The organism is Novosphingobium sp. CECT 9465 (assembly GCF_920987055.1).
Taxonomy (GTDB): domain Bacteria; phylum Pseudomonadota; class Alphaproteobacteria; order Sphingomonadales; family Sphingomonadaceae; genus Novosphingobium.
The window spans coordinates 347927-366649 of sequence record NZ_CAKLBX010000001.1; the positions used below are offsets into that span (position 1 = coordinate 347927).

19 protein-coding genes are annotated in these 18723 nt (G+C 61.4%); 11 read left to right on the forward strand and 8 right to left on the reverse strand.

The genetic code is table 11. From position 1 onward, the window contains the following. Window positions 1–819: an EthD domain-containing protein gene (locus LUA85_RS01675; RefSeq protein WP_231466606.1), complete on the reverse strand. Its 819-nt coding sequence runs from the start codon at window positions 817–819 to the stop codon at window positions 1–3. 157 nt (window positions 820–976) lie between these two features. Between LUA85_RS01675 and LUA85_RS01680 the strand changes: the two genes are divergently transcribed. From LUA85_RS01680 to LUA85_RS01695, 4 genes are all read left to right on the forward strand, one after another. After that, window positions 977–1759, forward strand: a complete 783-nt coding sequence (locus tag LUA85_RS01680) for an SDR family NAD(P)-dependent oxidoreductase (protein ID WP_231466607.1) — start codon at window positions 977–979, stop codon at window positions 1757–1759. An 89-nt stretch (window positions 1760–1848) separates the two neighbouring features. Next, window positions 1849–2445, forward strand: coding sequence for a malonic semialdehyde reductase (locus LUA85_RS01685; RefSeq protein WP_371823636.1), 597 nt, complete (start codon window positions 1849–1851; stop codon window positions 2443–2445). A 6-nt stretch (window positions 2446–2451) separates the two neighbouring features. Then, a complete protein-coding gene (locus LUA85_RS01690) occupies window positions 2452–3246 on the forward strand; it encodes a tyrosine-protein phosphatase (protein WP_231466608.1) in 795 nt (264 codons plus the stop codon). Between the two features lie 103 nt (window positions 3247–3349). After that, complete coding sequence (locus tag LUA85_RS01695) at window positions 3350–4210, forward strand: fumarylacetoacetate hydrolase family protein (protein WP_231466609.1); 861 nt, start codon at window positions 3350–3352, stop codon at window positions 4208–4210. A 174-nt stretch (window positions 4211–4384) separates the two neighbouring features. Here the strand turns inward: LUA85_RS01695 and LUA85_RS01700 are convergent, their stop codons facing one another. The 4 genes from LUA85_RS01700 to LUA85_RS01715 form a co-directional block, all read right to left on the reverse strand. Further along, window positions 4385–5161 (reverse strand): SDR family NAD(P)-dependent oxidoreductase, encoded by a 777-nt coding sequence (locus tag LUA85_RS01700; protein ID WP_231466610.1) that lies wholly within the window; start codon window positions 5159–5161, stop codon window positions 4385–4387. 10 nt (window positions 5162–5171) lie between these two features. Continuing rightward, complete coding sequence (locus tag LUA85_RS01705) at window positions 5172–6890, reverse strand: class I adenylate-forming enzyme family protein (protein ID WP_231466611.1); 1719 nt, start codon at window positions 6888–6890, stop codon at window positions 5172–5174. A 116-nt stretch (window positions 6891–7006) separates the two neighbouring features. Then, a complete protein-coding gene (locus LUA85_RS01710; protein ID WP_231466612.1) occupies window positions 7007–7783 on the reverse strand; it encodes an SDR family oxidoreductase in 777 nt (258 codons plus the stop codon). After that, window positions 7783–8793 carry a zinc-binding dehydrogenase gene (locus LUA85_RS01715; protein WP_231466613.1) on the reverse strand — a complete coding sequence of 337 codons (1011 nt, stop codon included), beginning with the start codon at window positions 8791–8793 and terminating at the stop codon, window positions 7783–7785. The genes LUA85_RS01710 and LUA85_RS01715 overlap by 1 nt, the downstream gene beginning before the upstream one ends. 203 nt (window positions 8794–8996) lie before the next feature. On the opposite strand from LUA85_RS01715, the gene LUA85_RS01720 reads away from it, so the two are divergent. Further along, entirely contained in the window at window positions 8997–9335 is a 339-nt protein-coding gene (locus LUA85_RS01720) for a hypothetical protein (protein ID WP_231466614.1), read from the forward strand. Window positions 9336–9338: 3 nt separating this feature from the next. Here LUA85_RS01720 and LUA85_RS01725 read toward each other — a convergent pair whose 3' ends face one another. Then, window positions 9339–10502 (reverse strand): acyl-CoA dehydrogenase family protein, encoded by a 1164-nt coding sequence (locus LUA85_RS01725; RefSeq protein ID WP_231466615.1) that lies wholly within the window; start codon window positions 10500–10502, stop codon window positions 9339–9341. Window positions 10503–10505: 3 nt separating this feature from the next. Next, on the reverse strand, window positions 10506–11192 hold the full coding sequence (locus LUA85_RS01730; protein WP_231466616.1) for a GntR family transcriptional regulator: 687 nt from the start codon (window positions 11190–11192) through the stop codon (window positions 10506–10508). A 224-nt stretch (window positions 11193–11416) separates the two neighbouring features. Between LUA85_RS01730 and LUA85_RS01735 the strand changes: the two genes are divergently transcribed. The 6 genes from LUA85_RS01735 (at window position 11417) to LUA85_RS01760 (ending at window position 17818) form a co-directional block, all read left to right on the forward strand. After that, window positions 11417–12679 carry an alkyl sulfatase dimerization domain-containing protein gene (locus LUA85_RS01735; RefSeq protein WP_231466617.1) on the forward strand — a complete coding sequence of 421 codons (1263 nt, stop codon included), beginning with the start codon at window positions 11417–11419 and terminating at the stop codon, window positions 12677–12679. Window positions 12680–12693: 14 nt separating this feature from the next. Beyond that, window positions 12694–13950: a sulfotransferase gene (locus tag LUA85_RS01740; protein WP_231466618.1), complete on the forward strand. Its 1257-nt coding sequence runs from the start codon at window positions 12694–12696 to the stop codon at window positions 13948–13950. A gap of 159 nt (window positions 13951–14109) precedes the next feature. Beyond that, window positions 14110–14874 carry an SDR family oxidoreductase gene (locus LUA85_RS01745; protein ID WP_231466619.1) on the forward strand — a complete coding sequence of 255 codons (765 nt, stop codon included), beginning with the start codon at window positions 14110–14112 and terminating at the stop codon, window positions 14872–14874. A gap of 16 nt (window positions 14875–14890) precedes the next feature. Next, window positions 14891–16048: an epoxide hydrolase family protein gene (locus tag LUA85_RS01750; protein ID WP_231466620.1), complete on the forward strand. Its 1158-nt coding sequence runs from the start codon at window positions 14891–14893 to the stop codon at window positions 16046–16048. 45 nt (window positions 16049–16093) lie between these two features. Beyond that, window positions 16094–17047 carry a VOC family protein gene (locus LUA85_RS01755; protein WP_231466621.1) on the forward strand — a complete coding sequence of 318 codons (954 nt, stop codon included), beginning with the start codon at window positions 16094–16096 and terminating at the stop codon, window positions 17045–17047. A gap of 39 nt (window positions 17048–17086) precedes the next feature. Beyond that, complete coding sequence (locus LUA85_RS01760; RefSeq protein ID WP_231466622.1) at window positions 17087–17818, forward strand: alpha/beta hydrolase; 732 nt, start codon at window positions 17087–17089, stop codon at window positions 17816–17818. A gap of 51 nt (window positions 17819–17869) precedes the next feature. On the opposite strand, the gene LUA85_RS01765 is transcribed toward LUA85_RS01760, so the two are convergent. Beyond that, window positions 17870–18670 carry an SDR family NAD(P)-dependent oxidoreductase gene (locus LUA85_RS01765; protein ID WP_231466623.1) on the reverse strand — a complete coding sequence of 267 codons (801 nt, stop codon included), beginning with the start codon at window positions 18668–18670 and terminating at the stop codon, window positions 17870–17872. Window positions 18671–18723: the final 53 nt, after the last annotated feature.

Sequence of the window (18723 nt, forward strand, 5' to 3'; positions counted from 1 at the left end):
TCAACCTACCAAGCTGCGGCACATCTTGCCAGCCCATCGCGGAGGCAGGCCCGTCCGGCCAAAATCCCGTGCTTCTGCACGGCCGCCCGAATGCTCTGAAGCCTTGCCTGCACACAAGGCGTCTTCCAACGCAGTTGTGCACACCGGCCATCCACTTTCCGCGCCCGGCGCCACGAACAATTCGCGCTCGGCCACCATCATCGTAACGATGGCCGTCCGATCGACGAATAGCAGTTCGTCGTCCGCAATCGCGCGCATGACCGGCGATTCCGCGCCGACTTCGGCCAGATCTGCGGGATCGACCCAGAATTCCGGCATACCATCGAAATCCAGCGCGGAGCCGCGTGGCTGATCACTGTCAAACACATGATTCTGGAAATAGAGCTGAAGAAAATCAGCGGCATTGTGCTCCACCAGGCCGACTTCAACATGGCGGGTCCGCCAGTGATGCTGGGCTTGTTCGCGCGTCAGATCGGCGCGGCGCATCAGAGTCACCATGATCTTGTTTGGCAATGGCCGCGTCCCGCGGTCGTTTATGAGCAGCGGATTGACATAAAGCTGTACGCAATCACCCCCTTCACGAACATTGGCGGCAAAAGCATCGGCGCTCTCACGGCCTGAAAACCACGTTTCGATGATGGCGACATAAGGCGGCAAGGGATCACCTCCACCCCGCACGTCCACCGGCAAAACCTCGTTGAAAACCAACCGCGTGAGGCCGGCAATGTCTGTTGCCAGCCGCGTCCTGACGAAGTCCTCCCATGCTTGTGCGGAATGTGCGGGGCCAAGCAGCGAAATAAGCTTTACCGAACCGTTCATAAATTTCGTCCGCCCTTGCTTTTGCCTGTCCGGCGATCATCCCTCGTACCGTCCTTCCTGGGCCACACCGTCGGCAAGGTTGCCCGCCGCCGGGCAGGTCACGTCATTGGTCCTTCACGCTCTTTTGCCGGGCATCGACGTGCGGACAAGGAATGGCATGGAGCGGATGAAGGGCAAGGTCGCGCTCGTTACCGGCGGCGCGGGCGGGATCGGCAGCGGCATCTCGCGGCGTATGGCAGCCGAAGGTGCGATCGTGCTGGTTGCCGACATCCTGCTGGACGAAGCGCAAAAAATTGCTGCTGATATCGGCAACGGGGCCTCTGCGATTCGTTTCGATGCCTATGATGAACGGTCGATCACAGCGATGGTCGCCACCGTGCTTGAGCGACACGGTCAACTTCATGTACTGGTCAATAATGTGGCTGATACCTCGCTCACCACTTTCGATGGCAACGTGCTCGAAACCGATCTGGCGACATTCGACAAATCGGTCGCTTCGAACCTGCGCTCAATCTTTATTGCAACCAAGGCAGCCCTGCCGCACCTGATCGAAAGCAAAGGCGCGATCGTGAACATCGCTTCCGGCTCGGCCATTGGTGGCGACACGTGGCTGACGGCCTATTCGGCGGCAAAGGCGGGCTTGCTTTCTCTCACCCGGAATACCGCCGTGCAGTTTGGCAAGCTTGGTGTTCGTTGCAACTCGATCTGCCCCGGCTTCATCGCGCATGGCAAGGCCAAGGAAATGATGCCCGATACCTTGCGCTCGGTGCTCGATGTTTCGTTTGTGACCCGCAATGGAGAGCCTGAAGATATTGCGGCGCTAGCCACGTTCCTTGCATCTGACGAAGCCGCTTTCATCAATGGCGAGAACGTGGTTTGCGATGGCGGGCATTCGGTGGGGACAACGCCATGGCGCACTGGTGCGGTCAACGCGGCTTGATCGGCCCTTTTGCATGATCGGCGCGATGTTGCCCGTCGAAGGCCGTAGGCGGCAGATCAGGTCCGCAATATACTTTCCGTAACGAGGATATGATGGAAAAGAACCCGCTCGACCCCCACGCTCTCGCCCAGCTTTTTACCGAGGCGCGGACTTACAACAGCTGGTCCGATCGCAAGGTGGATGAAGCAACCCTGCGCCAGCTTTATGCGCTGGTGTCAACCGGGCCGACGACCGCCAATTCCAACCCCGGCCGCTTCGTATTCATCCGCAGTGCCCAGGCCCGTGAAAGGCTGCGCCCGCACCTGAGCGCGGGCAATCTCGACAAGACGATGAGCGCGCCGGTCTGCGTGATCGTGGCTTATGACACGCAGTTCTACGAATTCATGCCGCAGCTTTTTCCGGGGCGCGATTTTTCCGCCACGTTTGCAGGCAAGGACGCGGTCATCGCCGACACGGCAACGCGAAGTTCCACGCTGGCGGGTGCCTACCTTATCCTGGCGGCGCGCGCGCTTGGTCTCGACACCGGGCCGATGTCGGGCTTCAACAAGGAAACGCTGGATGCCGAATTCTTCCCCGACGGGCGCTGGAAGTCCAATTTCCTGTGCAACATCGGCTACGGTACGCAGGAAAACCTGTTTCCCCGCAACCCCCGGCTCGCCTTCGAGCAAGCCTGCCTTGATCTGTAGGGCAGCATGACATTTCACCAACCATACCAGCCCATGCTGATCGGCGGCTGCAACTTGCGCGATCTGGGCGGACACGAAACCGCCGACGGGCGCGAAGTGCGCAAGGGGGTACTCTACCGGTCGGGGGTGCTGGCCTACCTCACACCTTCGGACCACTGCTGCCTCGCGCGATCACAGATCCGCACCATCGTCGATCTGCGCCGACCGGACGAGATTGCAGAGGAACCGACCGAATGGGCGCTGCCGGTCCGCCAGTTTGCCTATCGCCTTGATGCCGAACGCGAAGCCGCGCAAAAAGGCGCTCCTTGGATGCAGTCCGGCACCCCGGAAGAGGCGCGGACGTGGATGATCGAATCCTACCGCTCGATGCACGAATGGTTGGCCACGCCATTGCGCGCGATCTTCGATGCGATCCTCGATCAGGAAATGGCCGTGCTGTTCCACTGTGCAGCGGGCAAGGACCGCACCGGCTTCTGCGCGGCTATCGTCCTGGGCCTTCTGGGCGTTTCGGAATCGACGATTCTCGAAGAATATGCCTTTACTGAAAAGGCCATCGATCTTCTGGCCTTCGCCGCCACGCACCGGGCCGCCCGGCTTGGCCTTGCCGCCACGCGCGAAATCACCGAAGGCGCCGGCGCCGGAATGATGGCCGTTCTGACACGCGCCGATCCTGATTACCTGCGCGCCGGACTGAACGCCGTCATCACGCGATATGGTTCTGTCGAAGGGTATGTCCAGCAGGCGGTCGGCCTGACGGATGAACAGATCGCTACCGTACGTTATCAACTGCTCGAAGACTGACGTTGCGCAGTTTCGATTGCGTTTACCCACCCAAAGAAAGGTGGCGCGCTGGGCCTGTTTGCACTTAGAGGCGGGCACACCTGTCTGCGCAAGGAGTCTTTTGATGCGGTTCGTTCGATACGATGATGGCGGCACCCCCCGTCTTGGCCTGGTCCGTGGCGAGGCGATCGTTTCGCTCGCACCGATTGCGGATGCCTATCCCACCATGCATGCCATCATCGAAGGCGGTGACGCTGCACTTGCTGCCGCGCGCGGCGTACTGGACACCGGTGCCGATGCACTTGCGCTCAAGGATGCAAAGCTTCTCGCGCCGATCGAACGGCCCAGCAAGTTCATGGCCATCGGCATGAACTATGCCAAGCACCTTGAAGAAGCCGACCGTCTTGGCATCGCGCGCGTTGCCACCCAGATCTGGTTCAACAAGCAGACGACCTGCATTTCCGGGCCTTTCGATGATATTGATCCGGGCGTTACCGAAAAGCTCGATTACGAAGTCGAACTGGGCGTGGTGATCGGCAAATCGGCCAAGAAGGTCAGCATTGAAAACGCCAAGGACTATGTCTTCGGTTATTTCGTGGTGAATGACGTGTCCGCGCGCGACTGGCAGTTCCAGTCGCCCACGATGACGATGGGCAAGTCGTTCGACACGCACGGCCCGATGGGTCCGTGGATCATCACCGCCGATGAAGTTGCCGATCCGCATGCGCTGGATCTGCGCTGCTACGTGAACGGTGAACTGCGCCAGTCGAACAACACCGGCAACATGATCACCAATGTCTGGTCGCAGATTTCGCACCTGTCGACCGCGTTCACCCTGCTGCCGGGCGATCTGATCGCCACCGGCACACCTGAAGGCGTTGCGGCCGGCATGGAACCGCCTGTGTTCCTGAAAGCCGGCGACGTGATCCGCTGTGAAGTGGACGGCATCGGCGCCATCGAAAACACGGTGATCGCGCCAGCCTGATTTGCATTTGGGAATGCCCACCCCCAACCCCTCCCGCTTGCGGGAGGGGAGCGAGACTTTCGGCTCCGCAGGAGACGTTAGTCGCAGCGGGGTGGGCATCCGGCGCTCGATTTACGCACATCAAAAAGGCCCCGCGCGATCACCGCGCGGGGCCTTTTTACGTCTGCAATAGCCTTACTTCGATTGACCGGTGCCACTGCCGGTGGCGGGCATCAGCATGTTGGACATGCCGCCATCGACCAGCACGTCGATGCCATTGATGTGCCCGGCCTGCGGTGAACACAGGAACAGGATGGCGTTGGCGACATCTTCAGCCGTGCCCAGCTTGCCCAGCGGGATCGCGGATTCGCGCTGCTTGCGGCGCGTGTCATCGTCGTATCCTGCCTTCGTCATCGGGGTGTAGGTCGGCCCCGGCGAAACGGTGTTGCAGCGGATGCGGTCCGGTCCCCATTCCAGACAAAGCTGGCGCATCAGCATCAGCAGCGCGGCCTTGCTTGATGAGTAGAAGCCAAGCGCAGGCGTTGGCTGCGTGGCAGACATCGAGGCGGTGGCGATGATCGCGCCGTGGCTTTCGCGCAGATAAGGGTGCGCCGCCTTGGCGATCAGCCAGGTTGCGCGGGTGTTGATGGCATACATCAGATCGAACTGTTCGGGTGCCAGATCGACCAGCGCGCCGCCCATGATGATCCCGGCGTTCGAAATCACCGCATCGATCCCGCCCATGTGCGCGATGGCCGCATCGACGATGCGCGTGCCGCAATCGAGGCTGGACAGATCGACCACGGCAGTTGCCGCGCTGGCGCCTATGGCGTCTGCCACAACCGCAAGATTGGCCGCGTCGCGATCCGCCAGCAGCATCTGGTGCTCACCCGGAATGGCCGTGCCACCAGCAAGAAGTTCGGCGCAGGCCCGGCCTATGCCGCTGGCGGCCCCGGTGATGATAAAGCGCATCGCGGTATCCTTATTCGACTATATCGAGTTCGGTGATGAGTTGCTGGCGCAGCTTGAACTTCTGTATCTTCGAAGCCGACATTGGCCATTCGTCGATCAGGCGGATGTGGCGCGGCACCTTGAACGAAGCGATCCGCTGGCCGACGAAAGCGATCAGTTCGGCCGCGAATTCTTCTTCCGAAATGGTTATCGGCCCGTCTGTTTCAACGAACGCCGCCGGAATTTCAGCCAGACGCGCATCGGGCAGGCCGACAACTTGCGCAAGGCGGACCAGCGGGTGCGAGGCCAGCACGGCCTCGACTTCCGCCGCAGCCACGTTTTCGCCGCCGACCTTGAGCATGTCCTTGAAGCGACCGTGGAACATCAGGTGCCCGGCATCATCGAGCGAGCCGATATCACCCGAATGATACCAGCCTTGCGGGTCAAGCGCCTCTGCGGTCTTTTCGGGGTCCTTGTAGTATCCGTCGAACAGGTTGTAGCCCCGGATCAGCACTTCACCGCGCGTTCCGGTGGGCAGGTCATGGCCATTGGCATCGACAATGCGCACTTCGATGCCCAGCAACGGCGTGCCGAGCCGGGTGAAGCCCATTTCCGGGTCCATGTCATAGCCGCCGGTGGTGACGATCCCGCTGGCTTCGGTCATGCCGAAGGTGCCGACCTGACGCATGTTCGGGGCCTTGTCGCGATAGGCCTGACCCACCGATTCCGGCATGAAGGCAAAGCATGAATTTTGCAGGCGCACCGAACTGAGATCGGCCTTGGCCCAATCGGGATGCGCGATCATCGCCTGATGGAACGTGACGAACGGCAGGAACATCATCGTTGCCTTTTCCGCCTCGATCTGGCGCAGGCTTTCGCCCGGATCGAAGTGGGGCTGGCCGATGAATGTACCGGCGACGTTCACCGCGCCCAGCATCGCCAGCATGGCGGCGATATGGAACAGCGGCATGGGCGACCACGCGCGTTCGTCAGGCGTGAAAGCCCAGCGATTGGCCGTGAGGTTGATCGTTTCGCGCACGATGGCCTCATGGCTGAGCAGGCAACCCTTGGGATTGGCCGATGTGCCCGATGTGTACAGGATCATCGCGGTATCGCGCAGCCGGACGCACAAGCGGCGGCGATGGACATCTGCAACCGGGACCGTACCGGCAGCCGCATCGAACGCGTCCTGCCCAAGGCAGCCGGGAGTGACGCTGCCTGCCCCCGAACCATCGGTCGCGCGCAGCACCACGATGCGGCGCAAGGCAGGCGCAGCATTCAACGCCAGCGCTGCGGGATCGGCCTGACCGGCAAGATCGGGGAAGGCTTCTGCCAGGCGGCCGGTGAAGTTGACATGCTGCGTTTGCGTATCGTCGGTAACAATCGCAACGAGATCGGCATTGTCGGCGACATAGGCCATTTCGGGCGCCTTGTAGCGCGCGTTCATCAGCACCGAAACGGCCCCGACCATGGCATTGGCGAACAGCGTTTCGACAAAGGCGATGCCTGACGGGAGCAGCACGCCAACATGATCGCCCGGCCTGACGCCCAAGGCCAGAAGGGCACGAGCTTTGAGCAGGACGGCATCGACGACGGCGGAATACGTTTTCCGCCCTTCGGGGAAGACCAGCATCTCCTTGTCGGGTGCGCGATCGCAAGCTCCCAGCAAAAGATCGCCCAGTGTCGTCGCCGTGATCCGTATGCGCGCCGGATCTTCCGACAAGCCCGAACCACCACCCCTGTCAATCATCCCTGAACCCACCCTGTAAACTTGACACCATGCAACAAAGTCCAACCACCAAGACTAGGGACAGCGCGCTGTTCGCGGTCCTTTCCATCGGTAGGGGTTGGACCGCGCGGCGGTTGTCAGCCGCAGCCGACTACGCCACCATCGACCGGGATTTGCGCGCCGGTAACATATCCGCCACCCCTGCCGCACAGGAACACGATCACTGCCGCAATATCGCCCGGCGTGCCCAGACGGCGCAGCGGAATATGGGCCAGCAGATCAGGGTCCACGCTATCTTCATCGCGCATGTGTGCGGTCATCTTCGTGGGGAAGAAGCCGGGGATGACCGCGTTGACGGTGATGTTGCGCTCAGCCAGGTCACCCGCCAGATCGCGCGTCATCATGTGCACGGCGGCCTTCGAAGCCGAATAGCTATAGGCATGCAGGCGTTCGACCGACATGCCAGCGACCGAACCGATGTTGATCACCCGCGCAGGATCGTCGGGCGTACCCGCCGCTGCCAGTTCGGGCAGCAGTTCGCGCACCATCGTGAACGGCGTCTGCACATTCACTGCCATGACCGATGGCCACGCCTTGTCGGGGAAAGTATCGATCTCTCCGCCCCAGGTCTTTCCGGCATTGTTGACGAGGATGTGGCAGGGACCGACCGCCGCGCGATACCGCTGGACCAGTTCCACCGCCGCTTCAGGGGTCGAAAGGTCCGCAGGCAGCGCGATACAGCGCCCCAGCGACGCCATTTCGGCCGCCGCCGCTTCGCACACATCGGCCTTGCGCGAGGTGATCGCCACGGTTGCGCCCGCAGAAAGCAGCCCCTCCGCGATCATCCGGCCCAGGCCCTGCGCCCCGCCGGTCACCAGCGCCGTCTTGCCGGTAAGGTCGAAAAGCGGCGACATTACATCACCACCGAAATCTTGCCGAATGAATGCTTGTCACGCAAGTGCAGCAGCGCCTCACGCGCTTCAGCCAGCGGGAACGTGCGTTCGATCACGGGCTTGATCTTGTGCTGATCGGCAAAGAGCAGCATTTCCCGGAAATCGACAGGATCACCCACCTGGCTGCCGAGCAGCGTTGCGCTTTTCAGGAACAGGTCGGTTGCGTTGAACTTGATTTCGTTGCCTGCGGTTGATCCGTAGATCACGATGCGGCCGCCGGGATTGATCGCGCGGATATAGTTGGGCAGGCTGGGGCTGGGCGCGCCATCGAGCACCACGTCGACGCCGCCGGTCATCTTGCCGACCTTCTTGCGCCAATCGGGATCGGTGAACAGCAACCCGTCCTTCGCCCCCATCTTGCGCGCCTGATCGAGCACTTCCTCACTTTCGCCGGTGCAATAGACGTTGGCGCCAAGAGCCACTGCAAAGGCCAGACCGAACGTGGCAACGCCGCCGCCGATGCCGGAAATAAGCAGGGTTTCGCCCGGCTTGAGCTGGCCCTTGAACATGATCGCCCGCCAGGACGTGAGCGCGGTAAGCGGCATCGCGCCAGCTTCTTCCCAGGTCATGAACGCGGGCTTGGGGGCAAGGTTTTCAGCCGGAACGCAAATATATTCGGCAATCGTGCCGGGGAAGGGCATGCCCAGCAGGCCAAAATCGGGCGCTGGCGTATCGCGGCGATCGCCCCACTGCCGTGCAGGATAAAGGATCACTTCGTCCCCCACGCTGGCGCCGGTCACGCCTTCGCCCAGCATGTCGACAACGCCCGCGCCATCACAACCCATGACTGAAGGAACCGTCATGCCGGGATACTGCCCGTGCGCGATGAACAGTTCGCGGTGGTTGACCGATGCGGCCTTGACCGCAACGCGGACTTCGCCGGGACCGGGGGTGGGAATTTCCACGTCCCGCACAGCAACGGCTTCAGGTCCATCGGTGGATTCGAGCAACAGCGCCTTCATTGTCGTCATCGTAATAGTATCCCGGTTGCCATGGTCGGCCGCGCGACCGTTTGCGTCGCGTTGCGCGGTCCCGCAAATTGCGGAACCTGTCAACCGATAGGCGGGCAGCTTCCGTTGCGATGCCGCCCCCATGGTTGATGATGCGCAGTAGTAATGCCGATCGCACCCGCTATGAAGCGCGCAGTGCAAGTCCGCGAAATTCAGGCAGACCGATGGCCCGCAAACACTCGAAACATGAACCTTATGGCGACGTGCAGGATGATGACGATGCACCGCCGCCGGTAGTGCCCTGCTGGCTGTGCGGCAGGCCCACGGGCAAGACCATCGTCTGGCACCATCCCGTGCCCAAAAGCCGGGGCGGGCGCGATGTCGTGCCCATGCATTCCATTTGCCAGCAGACGCTGATCACCAATTTTACCAATTCGGAGCTTCAGCGCCACGGACTGGATGTCGAAGCCTTGCTCGCCAACCCTGTTGTACGAAAATTCGTCGATTGGGTGGCGAACAAGGACCCCGATTTCACGGCAACGATAGCCAGGAAGAAGCGCTGATCCTTAATAGGAGCGCGGCAGGCCAAGGCTTTCGGCAATGCCGTTGCGCACCATTTCATTGGTGATCGGGCCGATCCGCCACAGCCGGGAATCGCGCCAGTACCGCTGCATGTCGGTTTCTGCCGAATAGCCCATGCCGCCCAGGATCTGAATGCCGAGGTCCGCCGCCTGATTGGCGTTTTCCGATGCCATCAGTTTCAGCATGTTCGCCTCGACACCGACAGGCTCGCCCTGGCTCTGCTTGTCGGCGCAATACATCATCATCAGTTCGGTGGTCTTCTGCATCGTGGCGATATCGGCCACATAATGCTGCAGGCTCTGGAAACGGCCGATGATGCCGCCAAACGCCTTGCGCTGCTTCATGTAATCGACCGCGTCTTCCAGCACGCCGTCGATCACGCCCAGACAGAACGCGCCGACCATGATGCGCTCATTGTTGAGCGTTGGCAGCAGCATGTACCAGGCCTTGTGCGGCTCTCCCAGCACCAGTTCGTCGGGCACGAACGCATCTTCGAAGTGGATCGAGCATGATCCCATCGAACGCATGCCAAGCTTTGCCAGCGGGGTAATCTTCACGCCCGGCGTACTGGTAGGCACCCAGAACAGGGTCAGGCCCTGATGCTTCTTTTCCGCTGCCTTGTCGCTGCGCGCGATGACCAGCAGGTAGTCCGCCACGTGGGCCGATGAACTCCAGATCTTTTCGCCGCTGATCTTCCAGCCGCCATCCACGCGCTCTGCCGTGGTGGTCATCGCGCCGAGCAGATCGGTGCCGCCCGCCGGTTCGGTAAAGGCGATGGCAGCCTTGAGCTGGCCCGTGGCGATCAGCGGCAGGAACTTCTTCTTCTGTTCGTCGCTGCCGTAAAGCCCGATGGACTTCGACCCGGCGAACGAGGTGATGCCCCATATCCACGCAAGACCGCCCAGCGACCGCGCCAGTTCGCGCGCCAGCAACATCTGCATCAGCACATCGCCGCCCTGACCGCCAAATTCCTCAGCAATGCCGACGCCGTGGAAGCCCGCCTCGGTGAACTTGTCCCACAGCGCGAAGGGATAGGCGTGTTCATCGGCTTCCAGCTTTCGCGCCCATTCCTTGGGCACTTCGGCATCGACCCAGCGGTGGACCATATCGCGGAACGCGCGGTATTCTTCGGGAAGTTCGAAATCCATGGGCTATTCTCCAGCAGGTTGGGGGCTTGCGGCCCCAGGCTCGGCAAGCGCGATCATGCGCCCGGCAAGCGAATCGAAATGGGCGAGGGCCTGCTCGCGATCGCCGCGCTCCAGCGCAGCAAGGATGCCTTCATGCAGGCGCAGGCCCGCAGGGCTGATCGTTGATCCACCACGCAGCAGGATGAATCGCGCGACCAGTGCCAGCCGGTCCAGCGTGACCCGCAGCAATTCGGTATTGGCGGCGGCGGAAATGATCGTGGTATGAAACGCGTGGCTGGCACGGATCGCATCCAGACGGTTTTCCGCGCCCGCAGCCAGAACGCGGCGATATATTCCCACCTGCATATTCAGGTCACGGATTTGTGCGCTGCCGATGTGCGGCATGCCGCGCACGTATCCCAGCCGCCACAAGTGCGCCTGAACGTCCAGAAGATCGCGCGTCGCGGCAAGATCGATGGGCGTAACCCGCTTGTGGCGATGGGCTTCGATCTCCACCAGCCCCTCGGCCTGCAACACCCCCATCGCTTCGCGAACCGGTGTCGCGCTTACGCCCAGTTGTGCCGCCAGCGCGGTTTCGCGCAGAAACACGCCCGGCTCCAGAATGCCCATGACGATGGCGTCGCGCAGACTGTCGACCACCACGTCCCGGCGAGTGGCGGGCGCGCCGACACGTACAAGCGAAAGTGACATGGGGTTTCGTCGCTCCTGGATGGTCCGGCCGATGCGATATCGGCGAAATGCAAGTCAGTCAATATATTCTATAGAATGTTAAGGCACAGCGCATCGCATGGCTGGCAAGCGATAGTGTGGGCGCACAGGCACAAGTGAGCGCTCTTGCCAAAAAGCGCCCTCCTGCTGACGATAGGAGCGAAGATGAGCGGAGCAACGACCGCTTGGACAGTATGGAGAGGCGCATGACCCGTTTTCGCACGCTCGATCACCCGATGATGCCCGCGATCGCGTGGATTCCCGATCGCCCGGCCGAATGGCTGAACGATCACATTGCGATGAACCGCGCCACGTCCAACGCCTACCTCATCCCCGGCGATGAAGGCGATGTGGTGATCAACACCGGCACGGGCGCGCAGGGTGAACAGATCCGCAAAAACTTCGAAGCCCTGATCGGCCGCCCTTTGAAGGTTGCGAAGATCGTCTTCACGCAAAGCCACCCGGACCATACCGGCGGGTGGCAGTTCTTTGCCGATGAAGGCGTGGAAACCATCGTGCAGCGCAAGTTCGAGCGCATCTGCCTGGAACGCAAGCAGATGGGCCAGTTCTTCGGGCGCCGCAATGCCAAGGTGCTTGCTGCGCTGATTCCGCCGGGCAGCACCGGTGCCTTCTGGTTCGAAACGCGCGATCCTGCCCCGCTCACCGAATTTGCCGATTCCCATGAAATGACCGTGTCGGGTCATCACTACCAACTGCTGTCGATCCCGTCGGGCGAAACGCTCGACGCGCTGGCCGTGTGGATGCCAGCCGAAAAGACGCTGTTTTTCGGCAATTGGGCCGGTGCGATAATGGGCGCTTTTCCCAACTTCTACACTGCGCGCGGTGATCGCGACCGGTCGATCGTATTCTGGCTGGAGGAATGCCAGATGATGATCGATCTTGCGCCGGAAATGCTGGTGACGGGGCACGATGATCCCATCGTCGGGGCCGATGCCGTTCGCGCCCACCTGACCAAGCTGCGCGATGCCGTGCAATATGTGCATGACGAAACGGTGGCAGGCATGAACGAAGGCAAGACCTTGCCCGAACTGATGGCATCGATCACGCTTCCGGCGCACTTGCAAACCAACCCCGGACGTGGACCGATCAACTGGTATGTCCGCTCCACATGGGAGGAATACGCGGGCTGGTTCCGGCAGGAACGCACCAGCGAGCTTTATGCCACGCCGGCCAGCGCGGTCTGGCCGGAACTGGCGGAACTTGCCGGCGGACTACAGGTGCTGGCCGACAAGGCGCGCGCGCATCTGGATGCGGGCGACCCGGAAAAAGCGCTTCACCTGATCGAAGTCGCCGTCGTTGCCGCCCCGCAGGACCGCACCGTGCGCGAGACCGAACTGGCCATCCTCGAAGCCCTGGCAGATCGCACCGAAGGCCGCGTGTTTGACGAATTGGGCTGGCTGGAAAGCGCCATCATCGAAACGCGTAATGCGTTGAACACGAACGCATAAGGGGGATCGCTGCCATGTCCGAAGTCGCCGAAAAGATCCGCCTGACCGATCTTGCCAATCCCGTGCTTACCGACATGCAGGTGGGCGCACTGGCATGGTCGCAGGCCAATCCCGTGACCCTCACGCCCCAAGCGGTGCTGGCAGCCGCACAGCAAGCCACCGGCCTGTCCGATTTCGGCCCGGACGATTTCCGCGAACGGCTGGCGGTGTGGATGCGCGCTGGCGATAATGACACCGAACTGAGCGCCGCCGGGCGCGGAACGCTGTTCAGCGAAGCAGTGCGGCTGGCATCCAACCGCCTGCAGCTGGAAGACACCGTGCAGCGTCATCCCGAAATCCTCGACATCAATATCGAGCGGCCCCTGATTATCGCCGGTCTGCCCCGATCGGGAACGACCTATACGCTGCAACTCATGTCGGCCGATCCACGCCTGCGTTCGTTGCCGCACTGGGAAGCGACGCGGCCCATCGCCGCGCCGTGGATCAAGGACGGCAAGGACACCCGTTACGATCTGTGCGCTGCCGAATGGGCGCAGATGGACGCGGTAATGCCCTATATCAAGATGATCCACGAATTCACGCCGGATCACATTTCCGAAGACATCGAATTGCAGGGCCTTGATTTCGGAGGGTACTATTTCGAATGGATCGCGCACGTGCCCGAATGGCGCGATTATCAGTTCGCGCACGATGCCACCTCGATCATGCGCTATGTGCGCAAGGCCATGCAGGTGCTCAGCTGGCAGAAAGGCCCCAACCGCTGGGTTTCGAAATGCCCGCAACACATGGAACAGTTGCCGGCAGTCAAAGGGGCCTTCCCGGATTCCTACATTGTCATCAATCACCGCGATCCCGTGGCTTCGATCCAGTCGGCGATTACCGGCATCGCTTATGGTGCGCGGCTGACACGCACACGGGTCGATATGCAGGGAATCGCGGACTACTGGATTGATCGTTACGAACGCCTGCTTCGTGCCTGTGTGCGTGATCGCGATCGGCTTGATGCCTCGGAATCATATGATCTGTATTTCCACGAATTGATGGCAGATCCCTTCGGCCAGTTGCAACGGGTCTACGAAGGTGCAGGCGTTCCGTTCGACCAGCAGACGCGCGATGCCTTCCAGCAGGCGATCGACGCCAACAAGCGCGGCAAGCACGGACAACTCGCCTACAATCTGCGCGAGGATTTCGGGATCGAACCGGCGGCCATCCGCGAACGCTTCCAGTTTTACTATGACCGCTTCCCCGAAGTGCGCGTGGAGGTGAAATAGCGCCACGAACGCCCCGCACAGTCGGGACAGTCCTATCCGCCCTGCCATAAGGAAGGTTTGCCGCTATAGCCCACCGGGCATGACTGCGCCGCAATACGGCCCCGCTTGCGGGAACGGTTTGCATGCCTTTGTGGCAGCCTTGAAAAATGTGGAGCGGAAATGAGCGGATTGTTGTCGGTTGAAGGCAAGACGGCGCTGGTAACAGGTGGCGGCAGCGGCATCGGGCGGATGATCGCGCAAGTGCTGGTGGCGCAGGGCGCGCGCACGTATATCGTTGGCCGTACCCTCGCCACGCTGGAGGCCACTGCCGCCGAACTTTCTGCAAGCGGCACTTGCATTGCGCTGGCCGGTGACCTTTCGTCGGTCGAAGGTGGCCGTGCCGTTGCAAGCGCCTTTGCCGGAATGGAACCGAAACTGGACCTGCTGGTGAATAATGCCGGCACGATGTATGATGCGCCGATCGAAGAATTTACCGAAGAGGGCTGGGATTCGGTCGTTGATCTCAACCTGAAATCGGTGTTCTTCCTCACCCAGGCGCTGTTGCCGCAGCTGCGCGCGGCGGCATCGACCGACTCCCACGCAGCCGTGGTCAACATCGGTTCGATCGGCGGGCTGCGCATCGGTCCGAAGGAAAACTATTCCTATCAAGCCGCCAAGGCTGCGCTGCACCACATGTCCGGCGGGCTGGCCAAACGCCTTGCGGCAGAAAACATCACCGTCAATGCCATTGCTCCGGGCTTCTTCCCTTCGGCACTGACGCCGGTCGATAACCCGGCCATCGTTGAAATGATGTCGGGGCTGGTCCCGCGCAAGCGCATCGGTACGCCTGAAGATATCGGCGGCACTGTGGCATTCCTTGGCAGCCGGGCTGCCAGCTTCATCACCGGTGCCGTGATCCCGCTCGAAGGCGGCATGGCGCTCTGACCACAAGGAACCTGTGATGAGCGCAGTCACGATCAAGCCGTTCGAGGTCGTCATCGATCCCGCCGATGTTGCCGATCTGCGGGGGCGGCTTGCGCGCACCCGGTGGACGGACTGGCTGCCGGAAACAGGCTGGACTTATGGCACCGATGAAACATTCATCAAACGCTTGTGCAGTTATTGGCAAGATGGCTTCGATTTCGGCGCCTTCGCCGCGCGGCTGAACGCATACCCGCAGTTTCTGGCTGAAGCGCACGGCGAACGACTGCACTTTTATCATGTCCGGTCGCCGGTCGCGACGGCACGCCCGCTGGTGCTGGTCCATGGCTGGCCGGGTTCGATCGTCGAATTCCTTGATCTGATCGGACCGCTCAGCGATCCCGAAGCGCATGGCGGCAAAGCGGAAGACGCTTTCCACGTGATCGTTCCCTCGCTGCCCGGATACGGCTTTTCCGGTCCGACCCGGCATACGGGCGTAAATGTGGAGCGGACCGGCGCGATGATCGCCAGCGTGATGGAGACGCTGGGATATTCACGCTATTTCGTTCAGGGTGGCGATTGGGGTTCGATCGTCACCAGCAGAATGGCGCAGGATTATCCGCAGGCCGTCGCCGCTCTTCACGTCAATATGGCCCCCGGTGGCCCAAACAATCCCGCCATCCCGGTAGAAGGGCTGGACGAAGCAGAAGCGGCCGAATACGCCCGGTTGGGCCAGCACATGGCGATAGATGCAGCCTATGCCTTCATCCAGTCCACCCGCCCGCAGACGCTGGCCGTGGCGATGAACGATTCCCCGGCCGGGCTTGCGACTTGGATCATCGACAAGTTCTACGCGTGGACCGATCACGGCGGCGATCTTGAATCCGTGTTCGATTTCGATCACCTGCTGGATAATCTGTCGGTCTACTGGTTCACCGGCACCGCCGGTTCCAGCTTCCGGCTCTATCATGAAAACAACTTCCGCACGGTCTATGCTCACGCCGTGGTCGACGTGCCAACGGGCGTTGCGCGCTTTGCCGGTGAACCGTTCCGCTGGCCACGCTCACTGGTAGAGCGTACTTATCGCAACGTGCAGGACTGGCAGGAATTGCCGCATGGCGGCCATTTCGCGGCGTTTCAGCGCAAGGACGATTTCCTGCGGGTGGTGCGCGGTTTCTTTGCCAGTCAGGCGCTGTAAATCGTTCTGGATTAATGATTTGATGGAAATGAGAGGACAATGACGATGGCTACGACCGAGCAGGCTGGCGGCCCTGCTGTTCATTCGCTGGACCACTTCTGCCTCACTGTGCCCGATCTTGACGAGGCGCGGACGTTCTACAGCGAGTTCGGGCTGGATGTGCGCGACGTTTCGAACGGATTGGAGCTTTACACTTTCGGCAACCCGCACCGCTGGGCCGTGATCCGTCCTGGAGCGCGCAAGAAGCTCGAATATCTGTCATTCGGTGCCTATGCAGGCGATCTTGAACGGTTCCGGCAGAAGTTTGCCGACCTTGGCATCGAAATCATCGATACGCCCGCGATCGCCAAGGGCAGTGGCGATGATAGGGGCATCTGGTTCCGCAATCACGACAATACGCCCATTCAGGTGGTGGAAGCCGAAAAGTGCTCGCCCGATGAAAAGGCCCAGTTTCTCACCCGCTCGGTCGGACCGGGTGAAAGCGCCGCCGTTTTGCGCAGCAAGGCGCAGAAAGTGCGCCCGCGCCGCCTGTCACACTTCCTGATCTTCACCACCAGCGTCTCGCGTGACATAGAGTTCTACAGCGAGACGCTCGGCTTGAAGCTCTCCGATCGCTCGGCCGATGCGGTCGCCTTCATGCACGGCGTCTTCGGCAGCGACCATCACATGCTGGCACTGGCCGGATCGGCGGGGCCGGGCATGCACCATTCCAGCTGGGACGTCGGCACGGTTCAGGAAGTGGGCATTGGCGGATCGCACATGGCAAGCCTTGGCTATGACAAGGGCTGGGGCTTCGGCCAGCACGTGCTGGGCGCCAACTATTTTCACTATGTTCCCGATCCATGGGGCAGCTATGCCGAATACAGCTGCGACATTGATTACGTACCGGCCGGGCATGATTGGCCCGCTGGCGACCATGCAGTGGAGGACTCGCTCTATCTGTGGGGACCGCCGCTGCCGGAAAACTTCATCACCAACTTCGAGCTTCAGGATTCCTGAATCCCGCACCGATCACGACAGAACAAGGACAGCAGCGCGATGGCGACAATAGTTTTCCTCCACGGCGGAGGCATGGGTGGCTGGGTTTGGGACGAACTGGCCACGACCCTTCGCGCCGAAGGGCACAAGGTTTTCACCCCCACCTTCACAGGCTTTGGTGAACGCTCGCACCTGATCAGCCGCGATGTGACCCATGACGTGCACGTCACCGATATCGTCAACGTCCTCGAATTCGAAGACCTGCACGATGTCGTGCTCGTCGCCTTCAGCTATGGCGGTTCGGTTGCTCCGGGCGTGGTTGCGCGCGCGGGCGACAGGGTGCGCCGCGTGGTCTATTTCGACGGCATCGTGCCGATCGCGGGCAAGAGTGTGGGCGAGGCCATCGGCTATATGAAGACCGAGGATGCGGCGGGCCTTGATGCCCTGCTGGCTTCGGGCGAAGGCCCTGTCGGCACCGGCGTTGCCGAAATGCAGCGCAATGCCGCCAAGGAAAAGCCTTACAAGATGACCCCCGAAAAGCAGGAATGGCTGCTCGCACGGATGAGCGACATGCCCCTGCGCGGCATGGTCAGCCCGGTCACTGCTGGTGGCGACGCCATCGACAAGCCGGTCGATTATCTTGGCATCCTGGGTGATGTGATGGACCCGATGCAGCATGATCGGGCACGTGAACTGGGCTGGAAGGTTGAAACTGCCGGGCCAGACATCGATCACGCCTTCATCGTCGGCGCGCCCGATCGCGCGCTGGCATTCCTGCGCCCGCTCCTTTGATTTGCCTTGGCCGGACCTGCCTGGTCAGGTCCGGCCAACAGCATTACGTGATCAATAGCACTGGGCCATCATCCCGCCATCAAGCGTGATGGTATCGCCGCTGTGATATCGTGACATATCACTGGCAAGATAGACCGCGATTCCGGCCAGATCATCGGGTTTGCCAATCTGCTTGATTGGCGTTCGTGCCACCGTAATATCGATCATGTGCTGCACCATCGCGGCATTTGCGCCTGCATCTTCACCGCCGATGTCAGTGGGGATATAGCCGGGGCAGATCACATTGCAGCGCACATCATATGCGCCCATTTCCACCGCGATCGTCTTGGCCATGGAGTTCAGCCCGCCTTTTGCCGCGGCATAATGCGCCATCCCGCCAACGCCGGTAAACACCATCAGGCTGCCGTTGAGGATGATCGATCCGCCACGGTCGCCTGCATCGGCCCGCGCTTTCATGTGCTTTGCCGCTTCGCGCACGGTGTAGAACACCCCGTGCAGGTTGACATCAAGCAACCCGTGCCATGTCGCATCGCTCATCATGTCGACAGGCTCCATCGTGGCAAGCCCGGCATTGGCGATCACGCAATCGATCCGCCCGAATTCCGCAACGGCAGCATCCATCGCAGCGGCAACCGCCGCGGGATCGGTCACGTCAACCGCGCGGCTGCCCGTGCGGCCGCCGAATTGGGCCAGTTTCGCCACAGCCTCGCGGTTGCGATCTTCGCGTCTTCCCCATATGATCACATCGGCACCGGCGCGCGCCAGCCCGGTCGCAAAGGCCAGGCCAAGGCCGGAATTGCCGCCGGTGACCAGCGCCACCTTGCCAGTCAGATCGAACAGGTTTTCCGCCATTTGCACCGCTCCCGCATATTGGCTCCGCCCACTCTGGACAGGCCGGATCACGC

What these genes read in the sequence shown, in the direction of transcription:
- LUA85_RS01675 (WP_231466606.1), bottom strand. Translation starts at nt 819, where the DNA reads ATGAACGGTTCGGTAAAGCTTATTTCGCTGCTTGGCCCCGCACATTCC.
- LUA85_RS01680 (WP_231466607.1), top strand. Translation starts at nt 977, where the DNA reads ATGGAGCGGATGAAGGGCAAGGTCGCGCTCGTTACCGGCGGCGCGGGC.
- LUA85_RS01685 (WP_371823636.1), top strand. Translation starts at nt 1,849, where the DNA reads ATGATGGAAAAGAACCCGCTCGACCCCCACGCTCTCGCCCAGCTTTTT.
- LUA85_RS01690 (WP_231466608.1), top strand. Translation starts at nt 2,452, where the DNA reads ATGACATTTCACCAACCATACCAGCCCATGCTGATCGGCGGCTGCAAC.
- LUA85_RS01695 (WP_231466609.1), top strand. Translation starts at nt 3,350, where the DNA reads ATGCGGTTCGTTCGATACGATGATGGCGGCACCCCCCGTCTTGGCCTG.
- LUA85_RS01700 (WP_231466610.1), bottom strand. Translation starts at nt 5,161, where the DNA reads ATGCGCTTTATCATCACCGGGGCCGCCAGCGGCATAGGCCGGGCCTGC.
- LUA85_RS01705 (WP_231466611.1), bottom strand. Translation starts at nt 6,890, where the DNA reads ATGATTGACAGGGGTGGTGGTTCGGGCTTGTCGGAAGATCCGGCGCGC.
- LUA85_RS01710 (WP_231466612.1), bottom strand. Translation starts at nt 7,783, where the DNA reads ATGTCGCCGCTTTTCGACCTTACCGGCAAGACGGCGCTGGTGACCGGC.
- LUA85_RS01715 (WP_231466613.1), bottom strand. Translation starts at nt 8,793, where the DNA reads ATGACGACAATGAAGGCGCTGTTGCTCGAATCCACCGATGGACCTGAA.
- LUA85_RS01720 (WP_231466614.1), top strand. Translation starts at nt 8,997, where the DNA reads ATGGCCCGCAAACACTCGAAACATGAACCTTATGGCGACGTGCAGGAT.
- LUA85_RS01725 (WP_231466615.1), bottom strand. Translation starts at nt 10,502, where the DNA reads ATGGATTTCGAACTTCCCGAAGAATACCGCGCGTTCCGCGATATGGTC.
- LUA85_RS01730 (WP_231466616.1), bottom strand. Translation starts at nt 11,192, where the DNA reads ATGTCACTTTCGCTTGTACGTGTCGGCGCGCCCGCCACTCGCCGGGAC.
- LUA85_RS01735 (WP_231466617.1), top strand. Translation starts at nt 11,417, where the DNA reads ATGACCCGTTTTCGCACGCTCGATCACCCGATGATGCCCGCGATCGCG.
- LUA85_RS01740 (WP_231466618.1), top strand. Translation starts at nt 12,694, where the DNA reads ATGTCCGAAGTCGCCGAAAAGATCCGCCTGACCGATCTTGCCAATCCC.
- LUA85_RS01745 (WP_231466619.1), top strand. Translation starts at nt 14,110, where the DNA reads ATGAGCGGATTGTTGTCGGTTGAAGGCAAGACGGCGCTGGTAACAGGT.
- LUA85_RS01750 (WP_231466620.1), top strand. Translation starts at nt 14,891, where the DNA reads ATGAGCGCAGTCACGATCAAGCCGTTCGAGGTCGTCATCGATCCCGCC.
- LUA85_RS01755 (WP_231466621.1), top strand. Translation starts at nt 16,094, where the DNA reads ATGGCTACGACCGAGCAGGCTGGCGGCCCTGCTGTTCATTCGCTGGAC.
- LUA85_RS01760 (WP_231466622.1), top strand. Translation starts at nt 17,087, where the DNA reads ATGGCGACAATAGTTTTCCTCCACGGCGGAGGCATGGGTGGCTGGGTT.
- LUA85_RS01765 (WP_231466623.1), bottom strand. Translation starts at nt 18,670, where the DNA reads ATGGCGGAAAACCTGTTCGATCTGACTGGCAAGGTGGCGCTGGTCACC.